At 42.7% G+C, this 25,877-nt stretch carries 21 protein-coding genes; 13 read left to right on the top strand and 8 right to left on the bottom strand.

Going from position 1 to position 25,877, the window contains the following annotated elements; translation table 11 throughout:
• The first annotated feature begins 1 nt into the window (after window position 1).
• The 8 genes from ACWM1W_RS06495 (at window position 2) to fdx (ending at window position 6,204) form a co-directional block, all read left to right on the top strand.
• Window positions 2-652, top strand: coding sequence for a hypothetical protein (locus ACWM1W_RS06495; RefSeq protein WP_375725693.1), 651 nt, complete (start codon window positions 2-4; stop codon window positions 650-652).
• Between the two features lie 111 nt (window positions 653-763).
• The gene (locus ACWM1W_RS06490) at window positions 764-1,237 is read left to right on the top strand and encodes an Rrf2 family transcriptional regulator (RefSeq protein ID WP_004786058.1); all 474 of its coding nucleotides are present in this window, start codon (window positions 764-766) and stop codon (window positions 1,235-1,237) included.
• 1 nt (window position 1,238) lies between these two features.
• Window positions 1,239-2,456, top strand: coding sequence for an IscS subfamily cysteine desulfurase (locus tag ACWM1W_RS06485; RefSeq protein ID WP_375725692.1), 1,218 nt, complete (start codon window positions 1,239-1,241; stop codon window positions 2,454-2,456).
• Window positions 2,457-2,560: 104 nt separating this feature from the next.
• On the top strand, window positions 2,561-2,947 hold the full coding sequence (gene iscU, locus ACWM1W_RS06480) for a Fe-S cluster assembly scaffold IscU (protein ID WP_004786061.1): 387 nt from the start codon (window positions 2,561-2,563) through the stop codon (window positions 2,945-2,947).
• A 36-nt stretch (window positions 2,948-2,983) separates the two neighbouring features.
• Complete coding sequence (iscA, locus tag ACWM1W_RS06475; protein ID WP_004786063.1) at window positions 2,984-3,304, top strand: iron-sulfur cluster assembly protein IscA; 321 nt, start codon at window positions 2,984-2,986, stop codon at window positions 3,302-3,304.
• 131 nt (window positions 3,305-3,435) lie between these two features.
• Entirely contained in the window at window positions 3,436-3,951 is a 516-nt protein-coding gene (hscB, locus tag ACWM1W_RS06470) for a Fe-S protein assembly co-chaperone HscB (protein WP_004786065.1), read from the top strand.
• A gap of 39 nt (window positions 3,952-3,990) precedes the next feature.
• A complete protein-coding gene (hscA, locus tag ACWM1W_RS06465) occupies window positions 3,991-5,850 on the top strand; it encodes a Fe-S protein assembly chaperone HscA (protein ID WP_034170341.1) in 1,860 nt (619 codons plus the stop codon).
• Window positions 5,851-5,865: 15 nt separating this feature from the next.
• Window positions 5,866-6,204 carry an ISC system 2Fe-2S type ferredoxin gene (gene fdx, locus ACWM1W_RS06460; protein ID WP_004786069.1) on the top strand — a complete coding sequence of 113 codons (339 nt, stop codon included), beginning with the start codon at window positions 5,866-5,868 and terminating at the stop codon, window positions 6,202-6,204.
• Between the two features lie 71 nt (window positions 6,205-6,275).
• On the opposite strand, the gene ACWM1W_RS06455 is transcribed toward fdx, so the two are convergent.
• The 5 genes from ACWM1W_RS06455 to aspA form a co-directional block, all read right to left on the bottom strand.
• The gene (locus ACWM1W_RS06455) at window positions 6,276-7,766 is read right to left on the bottom strand and encodes an adenylate/guanylate cyclase domain-containing protein (protein ID WP_375725691.1); all 1,491 of its coding nucleotides are present in this window, start codon (window positions 7,764-7,766) and stop codon (window positions 6,276-6,278) included.
• 57 nt (window positions 7,767-7,823) lie between these two features.
• Window positions 7,824-8,258 (bottom strand): HIT domain-containing protein, encoded by a 435-nt coding sequence (locus tag ACWM1W_RS06450; protein WP_004786072.1) that lies wholly within the window; start codon window positions 8,256-8,258, stop codon window positions 7,824-7,826.
• 226 nt (window positions 8,259-8,484) lie between these two features.
• A complete protein-coding gene (mfd, locus tag ACWM1W_RS06445) occupies window positions 8,485-11,946 on the bottom strand; it encodes a transcription-repair coupling factor (RefSeq protein WP_214001294.1) in 3,462 nt (1,153 codons plus the stop codon).
• 124 nt (window positions 11,947-12,070) lie between these two features.
• A complete protein-coding gene (locus ACWM1W_RS06440; RefSeq protein WP_214001295.1) occupies window positions 12,071-12,430 on the bottom strand; it encodes a hypothetical protein in 360 nt (119 codons plus the stop codon).
• 124 nt (window positions 12,431-12,554) lie between these two features.
• Window positions 12,555-14,003 (bottom strand): aspartate ammonia-lyase, encoded by a 1,449-nt coding sequence (gene aspA, locus ACWM1W_RS06435; RefSeq protein WP_005235353.1) that lies wholly within the window; start codon window positions 14,001-14,003, stop codon window positions 12,555-12,557.
• 414 nt (window positions 14,004-14,417) lie between these two features.
• Between aspA and putP the strand changes: the two genes are divergently transcribed.
• The gene (gene putP, locus ACWM1W_RS06430; protein ID WP_375725690.1) at window positions 14,418-15,932 is read left to right on the top strand and encodes a sodium/proline symporter PutP; all 1,515 of its coding nucleotides are present in this window, start codon (window positions 14,418-14,420) and stop codon (window positions 15,930-15,932) included.
• 54 nt (window positions 15,933-15,986) lie between these two features.
• Here the strand turns inward: putP and ACWM1W_RS06425 are convergent, their stop codons facing one another.
• Complete coding sequence (locus ACWM1W_RS06425; RefSeq protein ID WP_004786082.1) at window positions 15,987-16,484, bottom strand: Lrp/AsnC ligand binding domain-containing protein; 498 nt, start codon at window positions 16,482-16,484, stop codon at window positions 15,987-15,989.
• A gap of 118 nt (window positions 16,485-16,602) precedes the next feature.
• Here ACWM1W_RS06425 and putA point away from each other — a divergent pair, with 118 nt between their 5' ends.
• From putA to ACWM1W_RS06405, 4 genes are all read left to right on the top strand, one after another.
• Complete coding sequence (gene putA, locus ACWM1W_RS06420) at window positions 16,603-20,358, top strand: trifunctional transcriptional regulator/proline dehydrogenase/L-glutamate gamma-semialdehyde dehydrogenase (RefSeq protein ID WP_375725689.1); 3,756 nt, start codon at window positions 16,603-16,605, stop codon at window positions 20,356-20,358.
• 179 nt (window positions 20,359-20,537) lie between these two features.
• Window positions 20,538-21,620, top strand: coding sequence for a tRNA (uridine(54)-C5)-methyltransferase TrmA (trmA, locus tag ACWM1W_RS06415; RefSeq protein ID WP_005235344.1), 1,083 nt, complete (start codon window positions 20,538-20,540; stop codon window positions 21,618-21,620).
• 242 nt (window positions 21,621-21,862) lie between these two features.
• Window positions 21,863-22,087: a hypothetical protein gene (locus ACWM1W_RS06410; protein WP_004786091.1), complete on the top strand. Its 225-nt coding sequence runs from the start codon at window positions 21,863-21,865 to the stop codon at window positions 22,085-22,087.
• A 390-nt stretch (window positions 22,088-22,477) separates the two neighbouring features.
• On the top strand, window positions 22,478-23,041 hold the full coding sequence (locus ACWM1W_RS06405; protein ID WP_034170334.1) for a lecithin retinol acyltransferase family protein: 564 nt from the start codon (window positions 22,478-22,480) through the stop codon (window positions 23,039-23,041).
• A 117-nt stretch (window positions 23,042-23,158) separates the two neighbouring features.
• Here ACWM1W_RS06405 and ACWM1W_RS06400 read toward each other — a convergent pair whose 3' ends face one another.
• On the bottom strand, window positions 23,159-24,070 hold the full coding sequence (locus tag ACWM1W_RS06400; RefSeq protein ID WP_214001299.1) for a bestrophin family protein: 912 nt from the start codon (window positions 24,068-24,070) through the stop codon (window positions 23,159-23,161).
• 66 nt (window positions 24,071-24,136) lie between these two features.
• Window positions 24,137-25,864, bottom strand: coding sequence for a glutamine--tRNA ligase/YqeY domain fusion protein (locus ACWM1W_RS06395; RefSeq protein WP_005235338.1), 1,728 nt, complete (start codon window positions 25,862-25,864; stop codon window positions 24,137-24,139).
• Between the last annotated feature and the right edge of the window lie 13 nt (window positions 25,865-25,877).

Raw genomic sequence — 25,877 nt, 5'->3', positions numbered from 1 at the left:
TATGAGTGAATCGCAACAAAGTCAAAATCAACCACATTTGTTGCTTACGATGACTTTGATCGTTTTAGAAACAATATTCACGTTTATTCTCAAACATGACCGTGTTGTTGCACTTCAGGCGAAGAAGTTTGTAGATGAGAATATCACAATAAAAATCAATAGTTATATTCCATATTTTGATTTCTATGTTCAGTTTACCAAAGACGGGCTGTTATTTGACTATAAAGCACCAGGCAGAGTTATTGATCTGGATGTTCGTACCACTTTAATGGATCTGATTAAAATTTTTATCTTTGGCAATCGCAGAAGCATTCGTGCGATGCGTATTGACGGCAATCAGGTTTTAAAAGACGAGTTCCGGGATTTACTGACTTTATTTGCCTTACCTAAAGTATTGTCCGACTGGAAACACTGGTTATCTGAACCACCAGCAGATGAGACCGATATTGTTTCATCAAGAAAACGTATTGCGCCTTTATTAAAGAAAATTGAAGATCAACGTTCTAAAATTAATAGCCTGCAAGTTGAAGTTAAACAGTATCGCAACCGCATTAAACGTATGGAACGCCGTCAAAAGCAGATCAATATGGCCTTTAGTATAATCACATTACTTTTGATTGCATTATTAGTGTATAATTGGATCAACGCGTAATTCTTTCAATTTCAGAAAATTAAATACGCTCGCCATTCACAAAAATAACTTGACTAATTTAGTCGGGATTCATAAAATCTACACATCTAGTCTAACCATGTGTATCGAATCATGCGCCTAACCACTCGCGGTCGCTACGCAGTGACTGCTCTACTTGATTTAGCTTTGCAGCCATCTGAACAAACGATCACGCTTGCTGAAATTGCAGCACGTCAAACTATTTCTGTTGCCTATCTCGAGCAGTTATTTGCGAAACTAAAACGTCATGGTCTAGTTTCGAGTGTTCGCGGTGCCAATGGTGGATACCATTTAGCACGCAGCGCAGATGAAATTACTGTGTTAGCAATTATTGAAGCTGTAAACGAAACAGTTGATGCGACTCGCTGTGACCATAAAGGCAACTGCCAAAATGGCGCGATGTGCTTGACTCATGATTTATGGCAAGAACTCTCCCACCACATTGCCGATTATCTCGCAAAAATCACCCTTGCTGACCTTGTAGCCCGTGACAACGTACAAACCGTGTCATTACGCCAAAATTCAGCAAACATTGATTCAGCCCTTTTATCGGTTACAGGTATTTGACATGAAACGTCCGATTTATCTTGACTATGCAGCAACAACTCCGGTAGATCCTCAAGTTGCAGAACGTATGATGGAATGCTTAACTTTCGAAGGCACCTTCGGTAATGCAGCATCTCGTTCACATGCTTATGGCTGGCAAGCGGAAGAAAAAGTTGAATACGCCCGTGAACAAGTGGCGAATTTAGTAAAAGCTGATCCGCGTGAAATCGTATGGACTTCAGGTGCAACAGAATCTGACAACCTTGCATTGAAAGGTGTAGCTCAATTCTATGCATCTAAAGGCAAACACATCATTACTTCTAAAATTGAACATAAAGCAATTTTGGATACATGTCGTGAGCTAGAGTCTGAAGGTTTTGAGATTACTTATCTTGAGCCGCAACCAAAAACTGGCTTAATTACCCCAAAAATGGTTGAAGCAGCGATTCGTCCAGACACCATTCTTGTTTCTCTGATGATGGTAAACAACGAAATCGGCACGACAACTGATGTTGCTGCGATTGGTGAAATCACCCGTGCGAAAAAGATTTTCTTCCACGTCGATGCTGCACAGGCTGCGGGTAAAGTTGAAATTGATCTTTCTCAATTGAAAGTCGATTTGATGAGCTTCTCTGCACATAAAATCTATGGTCCTAAAGGTATTGGTGCCCTGTTCGTACGTCGTTCACCACGTGTACGTCTAAAAGCACAAATGCATGGTGGCGGTCATGAACGTGGTATGCGTTCTGGTACTCTTGCAACTCACCAGATCGTTGGTATGGGTGAAGCATTTGAACTTGCAGGCAAGAATCTCCAGTCTGAACAAGCTCGTTTACGTGTCCTTCGTGACAAGCTTTGGAATGGCTTACAAGGTCTTGAACAGGTATTCCTGAACGGTCACCAAACTCAAAACGTTGCAAACTACTTAAACATAAGTTTCAACTTTGTTGAAGGTGAATCATTGATGATGGCACTGAAAGATGCAGCGGTATCTTCAGGTTCAGCATGTACATCTGCAACACTTGAACCATCTTATGTACTTCGTGCATTAGGTCTTTCTGATGAGCTTGCACACAGTTCGATCCGCTTCAGCTTTGGTAAGTACACCACTGAAGAAGATATCGATCACGTTTTAAATATCACTAAAGCTGCTGTTGAGAAATTACGTGAACTTTCTCCGCTTTGGGATATGTACAAAGAAGGTATCGACCTTTCTACAGTTGAATGGGCTGAGCACTAATTTTTGACTCTGAGATAGCTGTATTTATACCGCTATCTTATTGATAAAAAATTTTTAATCCCCATATTTATATTAAGGCTGACCCCGAGTTTTGGAGAAGCAACATGGCTTATAGCGAAAAAGTAATTGATCATTACGAAAACCCACGTAACGTTGGTGTTTTAGACAAAAATGCAGAAAACGTTGGTACTGGTATGGTCGGTGCACCTGCTTGTGGTGACGTAATGCGTTTACAGATCCAGGTTAATGATGAAGGCGTGATTGAAGAAGCACGTTTTAAAACTTATGGTTGCGGTTCTGCAATTGCATCAAGTTCATTAGTGACTGAATGGTTAAAAGGTAAAACCTTAGACCAGGCACAAGCGATCAAAAACATTGATATCGCAAATGAATTGGCTCTTCCACCAGTAAAAGTGCACTGCTCTGTATTGGCTGAAGATGCAATTAAAGCGGCTGTTGAAGACTACCGTAACAAGAAGTCTAAAGCTTAATCATTCGTTTTTTGAAGAAAGATTCACGGAGTTTTCATGATCCACTTAACTGAAAATGCAGCAACTCATATCAGCAATTACCTCAAAAGTCGCGGTAAGGGTGAAGGCATTCGTGTTGGTGTGAAAACTTCAGGCTGTTCTGGTCTTGCTTATGTTCTTGAGTTTGTTGACGAAGTCGATACTCATGACCAAGTCTTTGAACAGTTTGGTGTTAAAGTTTTCGTAGACCCAAAAAGTCTGGTTTATCTCGAAGGTCTAGAAATGGACTACGTGAAAAACGGCTTGAACGAAGGCTTCGAATTTAATAACCCAAATAAAAAAGGCGAATGTGGTTGTGGTGAGTCATTCACTGTCTGATTGCAACAATAATTCTCTTTTTTCAGCATTAAAACAGTGTGAAATACACTGTTTTAATTGCATTTAGGCAGTTATTTTAATTGTCATCAAGCTTAATCATTTTTGCATATTAATCGCGGACTCTATCTCCCATGAATCATTTTGAGTTGTTCAATCTTCCTGTAGCACTCGATATTGATTTAGCCACTTTAAAAGCAGAATTTTTAAAGTTGCAGCAACAATATCACCCCGATAAAGCTGAAGATAAAGATCAGGCTTTGATTAAATCAAGCGAGATCAACCAAGCATTCAAGGCTTTGTCAGCGGTTGATAGCCGTGCAGCTTATTTACTGTCTTTAAAAAAACAGGACTATCATCTGGATCAGTCTATTAGCGATTTTGAATTTCTTCAGGATGCGCTGGAAATTCGCGAGCAATTAGATGAAGCCTCATCTGCTGAAGATCTTTCTTCTCTGAAAGTTGAAGTTCAGCAATGGATTGATGGTCTGGTTCGTGAGTTCAAAATCGACTATGAAGATGAAGACTGGGGTGAAGCTCGCGATACCGTGCGTAAACTGCGTTTCTTTGTTAAAGTCATGGCGGACATCGACAAAGCGGAAGACCGTTTCCTGGATGATGACAGCTTTGATCTTGATGATGAATTTTAATTTTTCTATTTAATTTTAACGTGCAAAGGATGTAACACTATGGCTCTCTTGCAGATTGCAGAACCAGGTCAATCAAGTGCACCACATGAACACCGCATTGCGATTGGTATCGATTTAGGCACCACCCACTCTTTGGTTGCCACGGTTCTTTCAGGTCAAGCCAAAGTACTCAAAGATGAACAAGGTCGTGTGTTACTTCCTTCTATCGTTCATTATGCAGCACAAAGCACTGAATATGGCGATGATGCCAAACCTTTTATTACCACCGATCCTAAAAATACGATTGTATCCGTAAAACGTTTTATGGGTCGCTCCCAAGCAGATATTAAATTCCAGCATCCTTATGCCTTGGTGGGCGAAGCGAATGAAATGCCGGCATTTGAAACTGCGCAAGGCCGTAAAACGCCAGTTGAGATTTCTGCGGAAATTTTAAAGCAGCTTAAAGAACGTGCTGAAGCCAGCTTAAAAAATGAGATTAATGGTACCGTGATTACGGTTCCTGCATATTTCGATGAAGCACAGCGTCAGGCAACACGCGATGCTGCGCAACTGGCTGGTTTAAACGTCCTGCGTTTACTGAATGAACCAACGGCTGCTGCGGTAGCTTATGGATTGGATCAGGAAACCAACTTGAGCACAGATCGCAACTATGTGATTTATGACCTGGGTGGCGGTACCTTTGACGTTTCAATTCTGCGTTTCTCTCAAGGTGTGTTCGAAGTATTAGCGACTGGCGGCCATACTGCCCTGGGTGGTGATGACCTGGATCGTCTGATTTTAAAATGGGCTAAAAAACAGCTTAATATCGAAACCCTAGATGATGCTGAATATGCGCATTTCATTACTGCTGCGCGTAAAGCTAAAGAAGCATTATCTGATGCTGACTCAGTTGAATTAAAGCTGCTTGACCAAAGCCTGACTTTAGATCGTCCAACCTTTGAAGAAATCATCAAGGTTGCCTTGGATAAAACCATCAGTGTATGTAAGCGTGTCATGCGTGATGCCAAACTGGAACTGGATGATATTCAAAACGTGGTTCTGGTAGGTGGTTCTACCCGCTCCTATGCCGTTCAGAAAGCAGTGCGTGAAGTGTTCAACCAAGAACCTCTATGTACCATCAATCCAGATGAAGTAGTTGCAATTGGTGCCTCGATTACTGCGAATCAATTGATTGGTAATTCAACCGACGGTTCATTATTATTAGACGTAACACCATTGTCTCTGGGTCTTGAAACCATGGGTGGTCTGGTAGAACGTCTGATTTCACGTAATACTGCGATTCCTGTGGCACGCCGTCAAGAATTTACCACCTATCAAGATGGTCAGACCGCGATGTTGATCCATGTAGTTCAAGGTGAACGTGATCTGGTAGAACATTGTCGTAGCTTAGGCCGTTTTGTACTGCATGGTATTCCTCCAATGACTGCAGGTCAAGCACGCATTGAAGTGACTTTCCAAGTGGATGCAGATGGCCTGTTAACCGTTTCTGCCAAAGAAATGACTTCAGGTGTGACTGCACAAATCGATATCAAACCATCTTATGGTCTGTCGAGTGAAGATACTGAACGTCTGCTGTTAGAAGGTTATCAGTTTGCTGAAGAAGATAAAAATCTTCGTCATCTGCAGGAAACCAAGGTGGAAGCACAACGTGAACTTGAAGCACTGGTTCAGGCACTGAAAGTAGATGCTCAATTGATGAATGAACAGCAATTGGCAGAACTGACTGTTGCGCAAGCACGACTTGAGTCCGAGCTACAAGGTACAGATATCAAAGCCATTGAATCTGCAGTAGAACAGCTTAAAATACATAGTGATGCATTTGCTGCTCTGCGCATGAATCAACATATTGATGCTGCCCTTAAAGGCACTAAACTCGACGATTGGTCAAACTCAAACTAATTTAAGGTAAAGACTATGCCACGTATTAAAGTTCTTCCACATGCGCAAATTTGCCCTGAAGGCGCTGAGTTTGAAGTTGAACAAGATGCCAATCTATGTGAAAGCATGCTGAAAAACGGAATCAAGATTGAACATGCGTGTGATATGTCATGTGCATGTACCACTTGCCACGTAATTGTCCGTCGCGGTTTCGACAGCCTTGAAGACATGAATGATGTCGAAGCTGACTTGCTCGATCGTGCTTGGGGTTTAGAACCCGACTCTCGTCTGTCTTGCCAAGTGAAGATTGTAGATGAAGATCTGGAAGTTGAAATTCCAAAATACACCATCAACCATGCTTCAGAAAATCATTAAGATTCAAAATCAAAAAACCACGCTTAGGCGTGGTTTTTTATGGTCTTTATTATTTATTTAAATCATAAAAATTAGATGACTTTTGATCGTTCAGCTGCTCGAAATGCTTCATCAGTAGATAAAGGCTCAATCACTTCATCTTCAAGTTTTAATTTCACAATTCCTTGAGAGTTGGTCAGTTGCTGCTGGGTTTGAATGCGTTTAATCATTTTCTCCAGCACATGCAGCAACTCTGGGTAATCATAGTTTTGCACTTCATCCAGATTTAACAGTAAATGGAAACCTTTATATTCATAATCAAACCAGCGTTGATATTCAACTTTCTGGAATGCATATTTTTCCATCACCTGCCAGGTGCGAACTGGTGCCTTAATCCCTTTCAGGAAAATTGGCTCTTTAGGTGCACATAGATAGTCATTTTTGATCAGGTTATGGGTATCTTCAGAAATCAGGATTTCATCAACTTCCGCAGCACTTTGTAAGCGTGCAGCCAGATTGGCATCACGACCAACAATCGTATAGGCCATACGGTGATTGGCGCCATAGTTCCCCACGTGGCAATAACCGGTTGAAATCCCCATACGGATATGTAATGGCGAATAACCCATTTTGATCCAGCGTTCGCGTAACAATTTCATTTGCTGACGCATTGAAATTGCCATTTCCAGACAGTTTTTAGCATCCTGCTCTACACCATCTGAATGCGGATCGCCAAAGAAGATCAGGATGGCATCACCCATAAACTTATCGACTGTTGCTTCATATTTCTTGGCGATTTCAGTCATATGACTTAAATAGTCATTCAGCAGGAAAGCCAAGTCATCCGGAATCAGAGTTTCAGAAAGCTCTGTAAATCCCTGAATATCCGAAAAGAAAATCGTGAGTTTTTTACGTTTGTATTCGATCTTAGCTTCAGATTCGCCTTTCATGATGGATTGCCATAACTGCACTGGCGCATAACGGCTGAGCTGATTGGCGAATTCCATATAACGGTTCATCTGGTCGAAATAATGGTTTTTCTTCTGGGTCATATATTGCATACGACCGCTTTGATAGAAATTTCCAACACCAAAATAAGTAATCAGACAGATGAAACCTAGTACGGTGAGTTCGGTACTGGTTGGACTGAAATAGCTGGTAAATCCAAAAATACCAATGGTAGACAGATAAAAGATCATCGTGCCAATCAGGCCAGCCAGTGACACCATCATGAATGAAATCTTGTTATTAATGGCAGTATACAGCAATGTGACCACTGCCAGCAGGGACAACACCAGATCCAGATGCACAGCTGCAAGTACAACCGATACGATAATCACATCTAGAACAAAGAAGAAATTACGTTTTAAATTATAGTCGTATTTATAAATCATCCACCGGGATAATTTCGGTGTGATCACCAAGACCAGTGCCAGAAACAACGGAACGAAAATCTGGTAATTGGTATCCGGCTCCGTATAGTGATAGACGATCAGAACCAGAGACAGCATGATATATCCCATCATCCGATGGAAATATTCAAACTGTTTCGGTTCCTGATGAATCCAGTCGTCTAATTGCACTCAATTACTCTCTTAAAGTCCAGAATCCTGAATGGACCATAAAATGTATGTCAACGCTTAGTCCATACGCCAGTCAAATGGCATATCCCCTTGACCGCGTAAAGCCAGCATCAAGGTTTGACGCATATGTGCCAATACTTCACTGCTATAAGGAACTGCTGGAGTACCCCATACCGGCTTAGGCCATGCTACATCATTTTGATAACGCACCACATGATGAAAATGCAGTTGTGGCACCATATTGCCCAAAGCTGCGACATTCATTTTATCGGCACGGAATACACGCGCTAACTGGCTAGATAACCAGCTTGATTCACGTAAAAACTGTTCTTGGTCAGCTTGGCTCAATTCATATAATTCGGTAATGCCTGGTACACGCGGAACCAGAATCAACCATGGAAATTGCATATCATTCATCAAACGACATGTTGATAAAGGAAAGTCGCCTACAAAAAACGTATCTTGAGCAAGTTGTGGATGCAAACTAAACATATCTTTATAAATGATGCAAAATTAGAATGATGGCTAATACTACCATATACAATTGCGACTGAGTATTGTAAGCGGGCGCTTTAGGGCAATTTTGTATGAATTGTGAAGGACAAAACGGCAAACTATTAGCTTAAATAATTTCATATGAAAACAAGCTGATATTCACACTATATTTATAAAAATGAAATATAGCGTGAATATTCATATTCCATGAAATCTAAAAATATTAATTTAGCTCTTTTAATAGGCTATCCAGTAAATCGCTGATGAACTGGATTCGTTTTTGATAATCTTCCAGCATCACCATCACTTTTAATCGCTGGCCGCCTTCCATCCTGAAATATGTCGGATGTTTCTGCATCATCTGGATAATACTCATAGCCTGAACTGGCGTATCTGGCGCAAACTCGATATGGCCACCCTGCCCACCAATGTCAATTTTAGTGATGCCCAATTGCTCGGCTTTAAGACGTAGCTGATGCACAGCAAATAATTGTTTCACCGGTTGCGGCGGAATGCCAAAACGGTCAATCAGTTCCATACGGATATTATCGAGTTTTTCCTGAGTATCAGTATTACTGATGCGTTTGTAGAACAGCAAGCGCTGATGTACATCACCCAGATAATCGTCTGGAATCAGGGCTGGCATATGCAGGTTGATTTCCGCAGTTAAAGACAGTGGCGTATCAAAATTCGGCGTTTTACCTTTTTGAATCGCTTTAGTCGCCTTTTCCAGCATTTCCATATACAGGCTATAGCCGATCGCCTGCATCGAACCACTTTGCTGCTCACCTAGAAGTTCACCTGCACCGCGAATTTCCAGATCTTCGGTGGCCAGCATAAAGCCTGCACCCAAAGTCGAGGCACGTTGGATCGCTTCCAGACGTTTTTCTGCATCACCTTTCAAGGCTTTTAGGGATGGCACTAACAGATAGGCATAAGCCTGGTGATGCGAACGCCCAACCCGACCACGCAACTGGTGTAACTGTGCAAGACCGAGCTTGTCTGCCCGCTCAATGATAATCGTATTGGCATTCGGCACATCAATCCCGGTCTCAATAATAGTCGAGCACACCAGGACATTGTATTCCTTGTGATAGAACTGCTGCATGACCTGCTCAAGCTCACGTTCACGCATTTGCCCATGTGCCACAATGACACGTGCTTCCGGCACCAGATTCCGGATATTTTCTGCAGCACGTTCAATGGTATCGACTTCATTATGCAGGAAATAGACCTGACCACCACGCAGCAATTCACGCAGAATCGCCTCTCGAATGGTGTCGCTGGTATGTTCCTGCACAAAAGTTTTTACAGCCAGACGGCGTGCTGGTGGCGTCGCGATAATCGACAGATCACGCATTCCACTAAAGGCCATATTCAGTGTACGTGGAATTGGCGTTGCTGTTAGGGTCAGCATATCAACATCGGCACGCAAAGCCTTAATACGTTCCTTATCACGCACCCCGAAACGGTGTTCTTCATCGACAATCATCAGTCCCAGATTATGGAACTGGACATTTTCCTGTAAAAGCTTATGGGTGCCGATGACAATATCGACTTTGCCATCTGCTAGGTCTTCAATGGTTTTGGTATGAGCTTTAGAAGAGCCGAAACGGGAAAGTACTTCAATACGTACAGGCCAATCTGCAAAACGGTCTTTAAAAGATTCATAATGCTGCTGTGCCAGCAAAGTAGTGGGTACTAATACCGCAACCTGGCGATTATTCTGTACTGCGACAAAGGCTGCACGCATGGCGACTTCAGTTTTACCAAACCCGACATCACCACAGACCAGACGGTCCATTGGTTTAGCCAGTTGCATATCATATAGCGTGGTTTCAATCGCATTGGCCTGATCTGGTGTTTCTTCATAGGCAAAGCCGCTGGCAAACTGCATATACAGACTTTGATCAACTTCAAAACTGATCCCCGGCTTAGATGAACGACGTGCCTGGATATGTAATAACTCGGCTGCGACATCATGAATCTGTTCTAAAGCCTTACGTTTGGCTTTATTCCAGGCATCCGTACCCAGTTTATGTAAAGGTGCCAGATCTGGATCACCGCCACTATAGCGGCTGATCAGATGTAGATTAGTCACCGGCACGTAGACTTTGGCACCTTCTGCATAATCCAGTTGCAGAAATTCATGATCCTGATCATCAATACTTAAAGTAATTAAGCCTGCATAACGTCCTACACCATAATCAATGTGTACCACTGGCGCACCAATGCTAAGCTCGGTCAGACTGCGGATCAGGAATTCTTCTGACACTTCCTGCTGACGCTTGCGACGACGTTGAACTACACGATGTTCATAGAGCTGATTTTCCGAGATCACACTAATCCGATTTGTCAGAACCAGACCACGTTCTAATGGTGCACTGGTAATCGCAATCGCATGCAGAGATTCAACAAAAGCATCAAAGTTTTCTACGGTCGGAATATCACCCAGACTTGGACGCAGCGCATCTTTTAAGGTTTCACGCCGACCGGCACTTTCAGCGACCAGTAAAACCGGATGATTGGCCGCATCAATATATTTTTTGACTTCGGTAAAGGGCTTTTCACGTTTTGGATCAACAGGCAAGCGTGGTGGTAACTGGGTATCCAGATTAATCACGCCGGCTTTCTCATCAAAAGCTTCTTGTGCCGCAATGATGCGACTAAACTGATTTAGCTGTTCTAAAAGCTGATTGGTCGGACAGAACAGTACTTCAGGCGGCAGAATCGGCTGATCAATATTATGGCGGCGATCTTCATAACGGCGAGTTACGTCCTGCCAGAGCTGTTCTAAACTCTGCTCCAATGCCTTATCTGTAATGACAATGCTATTCTTTGGTAAATACGAAATCAAGGTACTTTGCCCTTGCATCGTTTCATGCCTAAAGAATAAAGGCAGGTAGAACTCAATTCCAGGTGAGGCAATGCCATCCATCACATCCTGATAAATTGGATTTTTCTTTGGATTAGCTGTCGGAAAAAATTCTGCATAACGGTCACGGAAAGTAGCACGACCTTCCTTAAGGGGAAATTCTTGTGCGGGTAATACCGTAAATTGTTCTAGAGTTTGCGTAGTACGCTGGGTTTCCGGATCAAAAAATTTCAGGGTCTCAATTTCGTCATCGAACAGGTCAATCCGGATCGGTGCATCCTGACCTGAAGCATATATATCGATAATGCTACCGCGAACTGCAAATTCACCATGGTCATAAACGGTATCGACCAGATGATAACCAGCCTGAATCAGTTTTTTCTTTTGCTGTTCCAGATCCAGCTTTTGTCCAACTCGAATATCGAAGTGTTCACCCAGCACCCATGAAGTAGGTGCAACACGCTGTGCCAATGTAGAAGCTGCCAGCAACAATACGCCACTTTGAGGCATATTAGATAAAATTGCCAGACGTTCAGAAACGATATCCTGATGCGGTGACAGACGGTCATAAGGCAAAATTTCCCAATCTAGAAATATGGTTGGTTTAATCCCATAAAATTCCAGTTCGCTTTCCAGTTGACCCAAATGCTGGTTATTACGTGCAACAATAACAAATAGGCGCGATTGCTGCTGCTTGATAATTTCTTTCAGCAATAATGCAGTAGACGAGCCTTGCAGATTGCCTAACCAGCGTTTCTCGCCTGCCTTGAGCTTGGGTAAATTAAGTTGGGAAATTTCTTGTTGGAACATGTATATAGCTTTAAAGTCTAAACAACATGAAGCTTATACTATCACGATGATCTGGTGCTATTTCGTTATTTTTATGCAGTCGTTACAGATTGACTGCACAGGATAAGATCAGCCTATGATTCATCTATTTTTTGTCGCGTAAAAAGTTACGATAATAGTCATTTAACTTTTTCACAATCATTTTAAATTGCAGCAAGTTTTCTTCAGTATTTCCTAATCTTGCATTAAAACGTTGATTGGCAATTTCCAGATCAATTTTTTCATTAATGATCATTGCAGTTGAATATAGCGATTTTAAATCATCAAATGTTTTCATACGTCGGTTAGACAAGTATTCCAGCCGCTCACCCAGCTCCTGATTTAAATTAATTCCATCCACAATATAACCAGTCCCTTCTATATATTGGATATGATTCTCTTCCAAAAAAGCCTGAGCCGGATCAGGTTTGTTTGATTTAAATAAGTTACTGATTTTATCAAACATGCTATACACTCAATTCATCGTATGATCGATATAGTCTAGATGAAAATGCCCCAAACCCACAGACGGGATTTGAGGCAAATGGTTAAAACCAGCACGAATCTATATTCGGCTCATCTTTAAGCTTTCAGGATACCTGTTCCCATTGATTCATCATTGGGACTTCTGAAACCAAATTTTCAAAGGCAAAGATTTCATCCAGCTGAATTTCACTCAACAAACCCAGCTCCAGCACCACTTCGGGTACAGTTTTATTTTCACGAATACATTGCTTGCCAATTTCATCGCAAGTGGCATGACCTAAAAGTGGCTCCAGTAAGGTGATAATCCCGATACTACGCATCACTGCATTTAAACAGTTCTGTTCGTTGGCCTGAATCCCGGCAATACATTTTTGTTGTAGGGTCTGCATACCTTGAGTTAATAATTGGATGGATTCATTTAAGGATACTGCAATGACCGGTTCCATGACATTGAGCTGTAATTGCCCTGCTTCTGCTGCCATCGTTATAGTCAAGTCATTGCCAATCACGCGAAACGCAATCTGATTGACTACTTCCGGAATAACCGGATTGACCTTGGCTGGCATGATAGAAGAACCTGCCTGCAATTCTGGCAAACGGATTTCCGCCAGACCGGTACGTGGGCCAGAACTCAAAAGACGCAAGTCATTACAGATCTTGGATAATTTAACAGCCAGACGTTTCAGACTGCTCGATAGAATAATAAACACACCACAATCGCTGGTCGCTTCGACATAATCTTCCGCGCCTTTTAAAGGTAGGCCAGTAATTTTCGCTAAAGTGTGTACTGCATGTTTGGCATAACCATCAGGAGTATTCACGCCGGTTCCAATGGCTGTCGCACCCAGATTCACTTCCAGCAATAACTGACGCATTTGTTCTATCAGCTTCAGGTCTTCCTTTAATAGAGTCGCGAAAGCACGGAATTCCTGTTCCAGGGTCATTGGAACTGCATCCTGTAACTGGGTACGCCCCATCTTGATCACATACTGAAACTCTGATGCCTTGCTATATAAAGTATCAATCAACGATTTTTGTACATGAAGCAGTTCATCCAGACGTGTATATGTCGCTAGACGTAGTGCCGTGGGATAGACATCATTGGTCGATTGCGAAGTATTCACATGATCATTCGGATGCAAGATATGGTAATCGCCTTTACGATGCCCGAGCAATTCTAGCGCCCGATTTGCAATAACCTCATTCGCATTCATATTAATAGAAGTACCGGCTCCCCCCTGATAAGGATCAAGCGGAAATGCTTCCTGCCAATCCTGAGGTTGATGAATCAACTCATCACAGGCTTGTTGAATAGCAGTACTTTGTTGTTCTGATATTTTCTGAAAATGTAAATTTGTTTGTGCTGCTGCTTTTTTAACTTGCGCCAATGCGCGAATAAAGTGTGCTTGCTGGCCTACTGCCAGACCTGAAATCTGAAAATTTTCAATCGCACGCAAAGTATGAATACCATAATAGCTGTGCTGGGGAATCTGCTTCTTACCCAATAAATCCTGTTCAATTCGGCTTGATTCTATTTGCAACATATTGTCCATGTCATATTACTCTTAGCGATGATGCGCCATTCAGAATGGCATTACTGCACTATGAAGAGAGGCTCTAAAAACAAATAGAAGGGATTTAAGCAGGATTTGAAACAAAATATGACTAATTCGAGCTTGTTGTTAGTTTTGTAAATTTGTGTAATTAAAATACAAAATTTCAATGAATTTAACCGTTTATTAAAATTACCTATTTTTCTTCAAAACCATGTGTAACTTTGCATTTTACGACCCTCTACTAATTCTGCATTTTTATGAGAAAACCCTTAATTTACACAAAATATACATAAAAGCTGATCAACTGTTACAGAGTGTAATTTTTAAACCGTGTTTGAATCACTGCCCTGTAAACGCAGTTCAAAAAATCATCCCGGATGATGATGTTTAAAATTTAAGGATACTCTGCCTATGAGCTCGCTAAACCCGACACTGATTACTTTTATGTTTTATATCGTCGCCATGATTGGGATCGGTTTATACGCCTATCGTGCGACGTCCAATTTTGATGAATATATTCTGGGTGGGCGAAGTCTGGGCAGTGTAGTGACTGCACTATCCGCAGGTGCATCCGATATGAGCGGCTGGTTGCTGATGGGTTTACCCGGAGCCATTTATCTGTCTGGCCTGTCTGAAGTCTGGATTGCGATTGGCCTGATTATTGGCGCCTGGCTGAACTGGTTACTGGTTGCTGGCCGTCTACGGGCGCATACCGAGTACCAGAACAATGCCCTGACCCTGCCGGATTATTTCACCAGCCGTTTTGCGGATAAGAAACGGATTCTACGCTTACTCTCTGCGATTGTAATTTTGGTGTTCTTTGCAATTTACTGTGCTTCCGGCATGGTCGCAGGTGCACGTCTGTTCGAAAGCCTGTTTGGCTGGGATTACACCACGGCACTCTGGCTTGGTGCAGTGGCTACGATTCTATATGTGTGTATTGGCGGCTTCCTGGCAATTAGTTGGACCGATACTTTCCAGGCAGGATTGATGATCTTTGCCCTGCTCATTACACCGATCATTACCTATTTGGCATTGGGTGATAATGCTCAACAAGTAGGTGCTCTATTAGAAACCGCCCGTCCACACGCATCCAATATGCTGGAAGGTCTGAGTTTTGTGGCAATTATTTCCAGCCTAGCTTGGGGCTTAGGCTATTTTGGTCAGCCACATATTCTGGTGCGCTTTATGGCGGCAGATTCGGTTAAAACCATTCCTGCTGCACGCCGGATCGGGATGGCTTGGATGATTCTGTGTCTGGTGGGTGCGATGTCTGCGGGCTATATCGGAATTGCTTATTTTGCGGCAAAACCTGACCTGCCAGCTGCTGCAATCGTGAACCAGAATCCTGAAACCGTGTTTATGGAACTGACTAAAATTCTGTTTAATCCATGGGTAGCAGGTATCATCTTGGCTGCGATTCTGGCTGCGATTATGAGTACATTGAGCTGTCAATTGCTGGTCTGCTCCACTACCCTGACTGAAGATTTATATAAGGGTTTCCTACGTAAAAATGCCTCACAAAAAGAACTGATCTGGGTGGGTCGTGGCATGGTGATTGTGATTGCCTTGATTGCAATTTCCTTGGCCATTAATCCGAATAGTAAAGTTCTGGGTCTGGTGGCTTATGCGTGGGCTGGCTTTGGTGCTGCCTTTGGTCCACTGATCATTTTCTCATTGTTCTGGAAACGCATGACCCTCAATGGCGCGATTGTCGGAATGGTAGTTGGTGCTGTAACTGTAATTGCCTGGAAAAATTATATGGGTGATACCGGTCTATATGAGATTATCCCGGGCTTTATTCTGGCTGCGCTGAGTATTGTGATTGTGAGTCTATTGGATAAAGCGCCAAGTCACGATGTCGTTAATCGTTTTGAACTGGCGAAAGCTGAATATCAAAAAGAAATGGCTGAAATGAATAAATAATCTTTCTATTTCAAATTAAAAAGGGACTTTATGTCCCTTTTGTTTTGTCTGAATTTATACCTTAGCTTTAGCCGGCATTTTCAACTTGATCTGCTGGGTTTCCTTGATCACTTCCATGACCGGATAACTACGGGTTTCTTTTACCCCCGGTAATTGCCACAAAATATCACCGGAGATTTTTCGGAATTCATCCATATTGGCACAGCGAATTTTCACTACGAAATCAAAGCCGCCGCTAATCATATGACATTCCACAATATCCGGAATATGCTGCACTGCCTCGGAAAATTCTTCCAGCACATTCGGTGTGGTTTTATCCAGCAGGATTTCAACAAAGACCACAAAACCGTTATTCAGCATGATCGGATTAAGCCGCGCTTCATAACCGAGAATAAATCCCTCCTTGGTTAGTTTTTGTACACGCGCCAGTACCGCAGTTGGTGATAGATTCACCATTTCTGCCAGTTTAATATTGGAAATTTTCGATTCAGACTGCAGCAAATCAAGGATGCGAATATCTATTCGGTCAAGGCTTAAATAAGGGCTATTCATTAGAATTATTCTCTAAAAATGATACAAACTATAGTGAGATATTCGTCAATTATTTTGGGATTATAGATTAAAACTCATTCAACTCAAAGAACCGTTTGACGCAGTACAGGAAGTCACTATGTCCACCACCCTACGCCCAAATTCGCACTCGAATGCCATGCAGCAGTCGAATTATATTGCTGAATTTAAGGATAAAAATGAATATGAACAGCGCATTAATTCTGCATGGCGACGTGCAGAATCCGAGTGCGTGGAAAACCTGCTGGAACATAGTGAAATTTCCTCTGAACTGACGGACAAAATCCAAAACCTGGCTTTTGATCTGGCGCATTCCTTGCGTGAACGTAAAGGTTCAGGTGGCAAGGCCGGCATTGTACAAGGGCTATTACAGGAATTTTCGCTGTCTTCTCAGGAAGGTATCGCATTGATGTGTCTGGCAGAAGCTTTGCTGCGTATTCCGGATACGGCGACCCGCGACCTGCTGATTCGTGACAAGATCAATCAGGGCAACTGGAAAGAACATCTCGGGCAAAGCCAGCTGATGTTTGTCAATGCTGCGGCCTGGGGACTGATGCTGACCGGAAAGCTGATGGAAACCCCACAACAGAAAAGCCTGTCAAGTCTGTTAACTGGCCTTTTGGCACGCAGTGGCCGTGGCATTATCCGCAAGGCGGTCGATGTGGCGATGCGTATGATGGGTGAACAGTTTGTGACTGGCGAAACCATTGATGAAGCACTGAAAAATGCCGAACGTCTGGAAGAAAAAGGTTTCCAATATTCTTATGACATGCTGGGTGAAGCAGCACTAACCGATCCGGATGCAGAACGTTATTATCAGGATTATCAAAATGCAATTCATGCCATCGGTCAGGCATCAACAGATAAAGATGTTTATAACGGCCCGGGTATTTCCATTAAACTGTCTGCGCTGCATCCACGTTATCAACGCTCACAGATGGATCGTGTGAATGATGAACTGTATAGCAAAGTACTGAATCTGGCGGTTCTGGCGAAAAAGTACAATATCGGTCTGAATATCGATGCGGAAGAAACCGAGCGTCTGGAAATTTCCTTAGAGCTTTTAGAACGCCTGTGTTTTGAACCTGAACTCAATAACTGGAAAGGCATTGGTTTCGTGATTCAGGCTTACCAGAAACGCTGCTTCTATGTCGTGGATTACATCATTGATCTGGCTAAACGCAGCCAGAAACGCCTGATGATTCGTCTGGTGAAAGGCGCTTACTGGGATAGCGAAATCAAGAAAGCTCAAATTGAAGGCATGTCAGATTATCCGGTATTTACCCGTAAAGTGCATACTGACCTATCCTATATTGCCTGTGCACGAAAACTATTAGCAGAACCGGACTATATCTACCCGCAATTTGCGACGCATAATGCGCAGACTGTTGCCACTATTTACCAACTAGCCAATCCAGAACGTTATTACACCGGTCAATACGAATTCCAGTGTCTGCATGGCATGGGTGAACCACTATACGAAAATGTGGTGGGTGACAAAGCTGCTGGAAAACTCGGTGTTCCATGCCGGATCTATGCACCTGTCGGGAACCATGAAACTCTACTGGCTTATCTGGTGCGTCGTCTGTTAGAAAATGGCGCCAATACTTCATTCGTGAATCGCATTGCCGACAAAAATTTAAAAGTCGAAGACCTGATTGAGAATCCACGTCAAACCATTTTAAAAGCAGCCCAACAGGAAAATGCCTTAGGTGCTAAACATCCGAAAATCCCTTATCCAAAAGATTTATACGGTGCTCTGCGATCAAATTCGTCCGGATTGGACCTGGCCAATGATGCAAACCTGCAAGCCTTAAATGAAGTTGCAACAGACTTAGCGAATAGTCAATTCCAGGCTGCTGCAATGGGTACTGCTTTCTCAGAAATCGATAGTAGTCATCCAGTACAGATTATCAATCCAGCACAGCATCAGGACGTTGCTGGTACTGTCTATGAAGCCACCACTGAACAGGCAGAAATTGCCCTGACTCAGGCAGTGAATGCACAAAGTTTTTGGAGTAATCTGCCAAAGAATGAACGTGCTGCTTGCCTAAACAAAGCCGCCGACCTGATGCAACAACGTTTACTGCCACTGATGGTTCTACTGTCTCGTGAAGCCGGTAAAACCTATGCCAATGCGATTGCCGAAGTTCGTGAAGCGATTGACTTCCTACGCTACTATGCTGGCCAGATGCTGGACCTGTCTAATGATGTACATATTCAGCCTTTAGGAACTGTACTCTGCATTAGTCCTTGGAACTTCCCGTTAGCGATCTTTACCGGACAGATTTCGGCGGCATTGGTTGCTGGCAATACAGTCATCGCAAAACCTGCTGAACAGACTCCGTTGATTGCCGCTCAAGCTGTGCAGATTCTCTGGGAAGCGGGTATTCCACAAGATGTACTGCAATTATTACCGGGTCGTGGTGAAACCATTGGTGCTCAACTCAGCCAAGATTCACGCATCCAGGGCATCATGTTTACCGGTTCAACCGAAGTAGCGAAGATTCTGCAAAAAACTGTCGCAGCACGCCTGAATCAGTTTGGCGAAAGCGTCACTTTAATTGCCGAAACTGGTGGTCAGAATGCCATGATCGTAGATTCGTCTGCGCTCACCGAACAGGTTGTGCTGGATGTAGTTAACTCAGCCTTTGACAGTGCTGGTCAGCGCTGTTCTGCCCTGCGTGTGCTCTGCGTACAGGAAGATAATCTAGATACCGTACGTAAGATGCTAAAAGGTGCAATGCAGCAATTGCGAGTCGGTAATCCGGTTCTACTCAAAATGGATATCGGTCCTGTGATTGATGCCGAAGCACAGCAAAACATCCAGGAACATATTGAGCAGATGCGCAGTAAAGGTCATAAAGTTCATCAACTAATGTTTAATCAGGATGCTTTTGATCTAGCTCAAGGTACCTTCATCCCACCAACTTTGATTGAACTGCCGAATTTGAATGATCTTGAACGTGAAGTCTTTGGTCCAGTGCTGCATCTGATTAGCTATAAAGCCGGTGAGCTGCCACAACTTCTAGATCAGATCAATAGTAAAGGTTATGGCCTAACCATGGGCCTACATACCCGGATTGATGAAACCATGCAAACCGTGATTTCAAAAGCGCATGTCGGGAACTTGTATATCAACCGCAATATTGTCGGTGCTGTGGTGGGTGTACAACCCTTCGGTGGTGAAGGTCTGTCTGGGACTGGTCCTAAAGCTGGCGGTCCACTTTATATCTACCGTTTAATGCATCAGGTGTCTGAGAAGAAACTGGCTCAGCCTTATGCCATGCAGCCTGCCCAAGCTTCCTTTGGAAATCCGGTGTTAGAGGACTTTAAGGCCTGGGTAAACAAGACTTTCCCAAGAGTTTCTTTGCAAGCTCCTGCTCAGATTACAACGGTACATAGCTTTAGCCTACAAGGTCCAACGGGTGAAGAAAACCAGTACTTGATCTTGCCGCGTGAGAGTGTGTTATCACTAGCAGAAAATGATATGGATCAGATTCAGCAAATCTTGTCAATTTTATCGGTCGGTAGCCGTCCGGCTGTACTGGCAGACAATACTTTTATACTCAAGTATCTGCAAAGTATGCCCGCGAGTGTGGTGAAGGCCATTAAAGTTATCAAGGATATTGAATCAGGTGATTTTGAAGCTGTACTGCATCATGGCAAGACCTCTGCATTGATGGATTTGCAGCAACGTATTGCAAGACGACAAGGAGCTATTGTAGGTATCACGCATTTAAGCTCAGGAAATTATGAGATTCCAGTGGAGCGTTTCGTGATTGAACGTGCAATCAGTATCAATACCGCAGCTGCAGGTGGTAATGCCAGTCTCATGACCATGTCAGGTCTGTAAAAAGCTTTAGTACTGAGATTATTTTAATCCCTTTCCTCTTATGGCCAAATCTCTCCCCTTTGAAGATTTGGCCTTTTTTTAACTGCTTTTCCAGCCTGTTTCCCTGAATAGTCTTAGGCAGAACAGCAAATTTTTGCTACCATCTTGGCTTTCAAAATATTTGCGATTTTTTACTGCATATGACCTCATCTTATCAGCAACAACTGGATGCCAAAGTTGAACGCATTAGCGCACAATTTGCCGAATATCAACCACCTGCCCTTGAAGTATTTGAGTCACCTGAACAGTACTATCGCATGCGTGCTGAATTCAGGATCTGGCATACTGAAGATGACCTGTTCTATGCCATGTTTGAGCGTGATGAGAACAATAATAAAAAAGTGATCCGTATTAATGAATTCCCTGTGGCTGACCGCAGTATTAATGACTTAATGCCGCAATTACTAGAAGCCTTCAAAGCCGATGCAACGCTGGGTCACCGCCTATTTGAAGTGCATTTCCTGGCAACACTAAAAGGTGAAGTACTGGTTTCCCTGATCTATCACCGCAAGCTGGATGAAAGCTGGGAACCTGCAGCTAAAGCAATAGCTGAAAAATTAAAGATCAAGCTGATTGGTCGTAGCCGTGGCCAGAAATTTGTCTTGAGCGATGAGTTTGTCGTAGAAGAACTCAGTGTATTTGACCGCAAATATCAGTACAAACAGATCGAAAGCAGCTTTACTCAACCCAATGCGCAAGTCTGCCAGAAAATGCTGGAATGGGCATGTAATGCCGCGCAGCAGTCTGATAAAGACCTGTTAGAGCTTTACTGTGGCAATGGTAACTTTACCCTGCCATTGTCTACCCGTTTCCGTCGTGCATTGGCAACTGAATTGGCCAAGTCATCTGTGTATGCGGCTGAATGGAATATCGAGCAGAACGGTATCGACAATATTCAGGTAGCACGTCTATCTGCGGAAGAATTTACACAAGCTTTTAATGGTGATCGTACTTTCCGCCGTCTACAAGAAGCCAATATTGACCTGTCGACTTATGACTTCGATACGGTATTCGTCGATCCCCCACGTGCAGGGATCGATGATGAAACATTGAAACTGCTACAGCGCTTTGAACGAATCATCTACATTTCTTGCAATCCGGACACATTACATGACAATCTGAAACAACTGTCCCAAACCCATAAAATTACCAAGTTTGCCCTATTCGATCAGTTCCCTTATACCCATCATGTAGAGTCCGGAGTACTGCTGGAAAAACGCTAAAAATATTGTTTCAATTTATTTTTTTGTTACATAAATGGAGCTTTTGTTAGCTCCATTTTTTATACATAAAATTAGTAACTTATCCATGAATTATCTTGTTTCAATCAAATAATATCGTTCAAAATCTCTTCTACAATCGAAAATTTAAAATACTGACTGCTGCTTTTATCACATAGGGCCTATTGCTTTATTTATTAAATTGGATATATTTCACCCTATGTTAGGTTGTGTATGAAGGCTCTATGAGTTTCTGGCAGAAGTTGTTTTCAGATGAACAACAAAATGAACACAAGAACCAGATTGCTTGTGTTGAAAATGATTGCTCTTGCAAGACAAATGAACAGCTCCTTGAAGCACTGTCTAAAGCAACTGATGAAGATATCATTATCGGAATCAAAAAAGTTCTAGCTTCTCGCGGTTACAGCCGTAAAGAACTCAATGAACTTCAGCACCTGCCGCTGCAATAAGCAGCTTAGGTCTTGATAAAAAGCATTTGCATACGCAAATGCTTTTTTTATATCTATCATTTGGATTTTTGCCTACCCCTCTTTGCTTTCAATCAAATTGAACCTACTCCTTATATCTAAACCTAAGTGTCTATGTGTCTATATCTTTACTTCTTTTCAAATATGCAGATAAATGACTTTTCATATTTGCTTAGGCTATTTAGACATTATAATTTTAGATTTGCCTTAATCAGTTCACATACAACATTTATAAGGTTTGAGAAATTTAAAGATGACTGTCTAGACAACGAATTCTGGATAGAATTAAGCCCTAAAACATCGATTAATTCACAAAAAAACAGTACACTTGCTGTTTAAAATACACTTGTTATTAAATGGCTTAATCTTTACATGCAGCGAACTAAACGGTTTCCCATAGGTGCGCATCTTATGGTTAAACATTTCGGTTATACTCATCACGGGATTTATGCCGGGCGTGGTCGTGTCATCCACTATTCCGGTTTTGCACATTTATTTAAGAAGCATCCAATTGAAATCACCTCAATTGAGAAATTCAGCAACGGCAAACTGATTCAGATCCAGTATTATGCCTCAGCAAAATATAAAGGCCGTAAAGTCGTGCGTCGTATGCGTTCCAGAATGCATGAAAATAACTATCACCTGATTATTAATAATTGTGAACATCTCTGTACTTGGGCAATCACTGGTATAGAAAGCAGCCCACAAGTCATTCAGATGATGAATCGCCTAACGACGATCGGTTATATCAGCTCCATGATGAGCTTTATGAATAGCCTTTTCCTGACCTTGACGACCACCTGTTTCGCTCTAGCCCTCTATATCAAGAAAAAGCTTCGTGACAAGGCCAAACAACGTTTAGAGCAATATCGTGAGCTACATGAGCAGGTCAAAAACAATAGCCCAGATCTTGGCAATCATTTAAAACATCGTTAAGGTTTTAGTTTTTTGCTATTAAAGTTTTTAAGATAGCTATTTAAAAATAATTTAAAAATAAGATAACTTTCATTTGATTTATTTAATGATTAGCCTTTCAATAAAATCAGTTTAAACCTAAGTTAAATAAGCTTTTTGGACTTTAATCGCTTCAGGTAGTCCTTGTCCTAAAGAACTCAGGGTTTCACGTTCGATCAATCTCACAATAGAGTCTAAAGGCAGATCATTATCCTGAAGCCCAAAAGGCTCTTCCAGTTCCGCACTCAGCTCATCTAACCCTAACAGCATATAAGCAATCAGGCCGACTAGAATCGGAGTCCATAAACCAAGACTGGCTTCCAGACTAAATGGCAGGATAAAACAGAAAGAATAAACAGCACGATGCAACAGCACCGAATAGGAAAATGGTAACGGCGTCGACAGGATCCGGTCACAACCCGCCTGTATATCGCCTAAAGCCACTGTATGCTGATTCAGGTTGTTATAAATAATATCTGTGATTTTGCCCTGTTTATAGAGCAGAACCAAATCTTTCTGGATCTGTTCCAGTACCCATTGTGATGCATTGATATGCGTGGGCAATTGTTCATATGTAGCAGCTTCAAAACCAGTGTGGGCCTGGTAATGCTGAATACTTTGCTGTTGCTGTCTCAAACGGTCACGTAATAAATGAGTGAACAGCATCATTCGATACAACAGGATTTCACGTGACTGATCATCAAGGACGTAACTATCACGACATAAATGACGTGTCGTAGCAATCAGCGCTCCCCACAGCTTGCGTCCTTCCCACCAGCGGTCATAACAGGCGGTATTACGAAAGCTGAGAAAGATCGACAGAATCACCCCGAAGATGGTAAAGCCAATGGCTGGCACTGCAGGAAAGCTAAAAAAATGCGCCTGACGCAGATAAACTAGCAAGCCTGAAAGAAAAATTACCAGTCCCAAGGCAGGCAAAACTTTAGGCAAAATTGTGCCATGCCATGCAAACAGCAGACTAAAGCTATTACTTTTATCACGAACAATCATTCATTCTTCCCTGCCACGATTGAAAAAGCCCAATCGGAGTTGGGCTTTTTAGAGATTTAGCTTAAATTATTTGCCAGGTTTAAAGCTGTCTTTCAGATCCAGAATACGGTTGAATACTGGTTTGTCGCTTGTATGATCATATTGATCCGCTACAAAATAGCCTTCACGTTCAAATTGGAAACGATCTTCCGGTTTTGCCTGAGCCAGTGCAGGCTCAATAACTGCTTGAACCACTTTCAATGATTCAGGATTCAGATTCGCCAGGAAGTCATCACCAGTTTCTGGATCAGATTCAGTGAACAGACGATCGTAAATGCGAACTTCAGCAGGAACACCTTTGCTTGCAGATACCCAGTGAACCACACCTTTTACCTTACGGCCTTCAGGATTTTTACCTAAAGTTTCAGGATCGATTGAGCACTTCAGTTCAACTACTTCACCGTTCGCATCTTTAATCACTTCATCACATTTGATGACATAAGCATGACGAAGACGCACTTCACCGCCCGGAATCAGACGTTTGAAGCCTTTAGGTGGCTCTTCCTCAAAGTCTTTACGGTCGATATAGATTTCTGAAGTGAGCGGAATAATACGTTCGCCCATATCCACGTTTGGATGACGTGAATGAGTAAGATCCATATCCGCTGGCAGATTGGTTAAAGTCACTTTTAATGGATTCAATACTGCCATACCGCGAGCTGCAGTATTTTCTAAAGATTGACGGATGCAATATTCAAGCATTGCTACATCAACGATACTGCCATCGACTTTAGACACACCTACACGCTTACAGAAATCACGCAGACCTTCAGGGGTGAAACCACGACGGCGCATACCCACAACAGTCGGCATACGTGGATCATCCCACCCATTGACATAACCACCTTCAACCAGCTTGCGCAGCTTACGTTTAGAAGTGATGGTGTAATCAACATTCAGGCGGCTAGATTCGTACTGACGTGGCACAGATGGCGATTTAACTTTTTCCACCACCCAGTCATAGAATGGACGGTGATCTTGGAATTCCAGTGTACAAAGTGAGTGTGTAATGCCTTCAATCGCATCTGATAATGGATGCGCATAGTCGTACATTGGATAAATTTTCCATTTATCGCCAGTCTGGTGATGCGCAGAATGCAGAATACGATACAGAATCGGATCACGCATATGCACATTTGGCGAGTTCATATCTATCTTGGCACGCAATACCGCTTCGCCTTCAGCATATTCACCAGTGCGCATTTTTTCGAAACGCTCAAGGTTTTCTTCCACAGTCGCATCGCGTTGTGGCGAGTTTTTACCTGGCTCTACGAAGTTACCGCGGTTTAGCTTGATCTCTTCCGGAGTTTGTAGATCCACATAGGCATCGCCCTGTTCAATCAGTTGAATTGCCCATGCATATAACTGGTCAAAATAACTTGATGCATAGCGTGGTTCACCATTCCACTGGAAGCCCAGCCATTTCACATCATTGGCAATACCATCCACATATTCCTGCTCTTCTGCATCGGGGTTGGTATCATCAAAACGCAGGTTGCACAGGCCACCAAATTCTTCAGCAATACCGAAGTTCAGGCAGATCGCTTTAACATGACCAATATGCAAATAACCATTTGGTTCAGGCGGAAAACGGGTGACCACTTGCTGGGTACGGCCAGCTGCTAGATCGTCAGTAATCACCTGACGTACAAAGTCTAAGCCTGGTTGTTGTTCCTGCTGCTGCGCTGAATCGACTGCATTCTTATTTTGGGTCGGGTTGTCGGGCAGAGACGTCACAACATCATTTGGCTTCATGATTAATCATTCA

The sequence above is a fragment of the Acinetobacter sp. TW_SC_4 genome, from assembly GCF_054861205.1.
This window is presented reverse-complemented; position numbering and strand designations above follow the sequence as displayed.

Excerpts from the sequence above, each read along its gene's own strand:
- ACWM1W_RS06495 (WP_375725693.1), top strand. The coding sequence starts at position 2 with ATGAGTGAATCGCAACAAAGTCAAAATCAACCACATTTGTTGCTTACG.
- ACWM1W_RS06490 (WP_004786058.1), top strand. The coding sequence starts at position 764 with ATGCGCCTAACCACTCGCGGTCGCTACGCAGTGACTGCTCTACTTGAT.
- ACWM1W_RS06485 (WP_375725692.1), top strand. The coding sequence starts at position 1,239 with ATGAAACGTCCGATTTATCTTGACTATGCAGCAACAACTCCGGTAGAT.
- iscU (WP_004786061.1), top strand. The coding sequence starts at position 2,561 with ATGGCTTATAGCGAAAAAGTAATTGATCATTACGAAAACCCACGTAAC.
- iscA (WP_004786063.1), top strand. The coding sequence starts at position 2,984 with ATGATCCACTTAACTGAAAATGCAGCAACTCATATCAGCAATTACCTC.
- hscB (WP_004786065.1), top strand. The coding sequence starts at position 3,436 with ATGAATCATTTTGAGTTGTTCAATCTTCCTGTAGCACTCGATATTGAT.
- hscA (WP_034170341.1), top strand. The coding sequence starts at position 3,991 with ATGGCTCTCTTGCAGATTGCAGAACCAGGTCAATCAAGTGCACCACAT.
- fdx (WP_004786069.1), top strand. The coding sequence starts at position 5,866 with ATGCCACGTATTAAAGTTCTTCCACATGCGCAAATTTGCCCTGAAGGC.
- ACWM1W_RS06450 (WP_004786072.1), bottom strand. The coding sequence starts at position 8,258 with ATGTTTAGTTTGCATCCACAACTTGCTCAAGATACGTTTTTTGTAGGC.
- mfd (WP_214001294.1), bottom strand. The coding sequence starts at position 11,946 with ATGTTCCAACAAGAAATTTCCCAACTTAATTTACCCAAGCTCAAGGCA.
- ACWM1W_RS06440 (WP_214001295.1), bottom strand. The coding sequence starts at position 12,430 with ATGTTTGATAAAATCAGTAACTTATTTAAATCAAACAAACCTGATCCG.
- aspA (WP_005235353.1), bottom strand. The coding sequence starts at position 14,003 with ATGGACAATATGTTGCAAATAGAATCAAGCCGAATTGAACAGGATTTA.
- putP (WP_375725690.1), top strand. The coding sequence starts at position 14,418 with ATGAGCTCGCTAAACCCGACACTGATTACTTTTATGTTTTATATCGTC.
- ACWM1W_RS06425 (WP_004786082.1), bottom strand. The coding sequence starts at position 16,484 with ATGAATAGCCCTTATTTAAGCCTTGACCGAATAGATATTCGCATCCTT.
- putA (WP_375725689.1), top strand. The coding sequence starts at position 16,603 with ATGTCCACCACCCTACGCCCAAATTCGCACTCGAATGCCATGCAGCAG.
- trmA (WP_005235344.1), top strand. The coding sequence starts at position 20,538 with ATGACCTCATCTTATCAGCAACAACTGGATGCCAAAGTTGAACGCATT.
- ACWM1W_RS06410 (WP_004786091.1), top strand. The coding sequence starts at position 21,863 with ATGAGTTTCTGGCAGAAGTTGTTTTCAGATGAACAACAAAATGAACAC.
- ACWM1W_RS06405 (WP_034170334.1), top strand. The coding sequence starts at position 22,478 with ATGCAGCGAACTAAACGGTTTCCCATAGGTGCGCATCTTATGGTTAAA.
- ACWM1W_RS06400 (WP_214001299.1), bottom strand. The coding sequence starts at position 24,070 with ATGATTGTTCGTGATAAAAGTAATAGCTTTAGTCTGCTGTTTGCATGG.
- ACWM1W_RS06395 (WP_005235338.1), bottom strand. The coding sequence starts at position 25,864 with ATGAAGCCAAATGATGTTGTGACGTCTCTGCCCGACAACCCGACCCAA.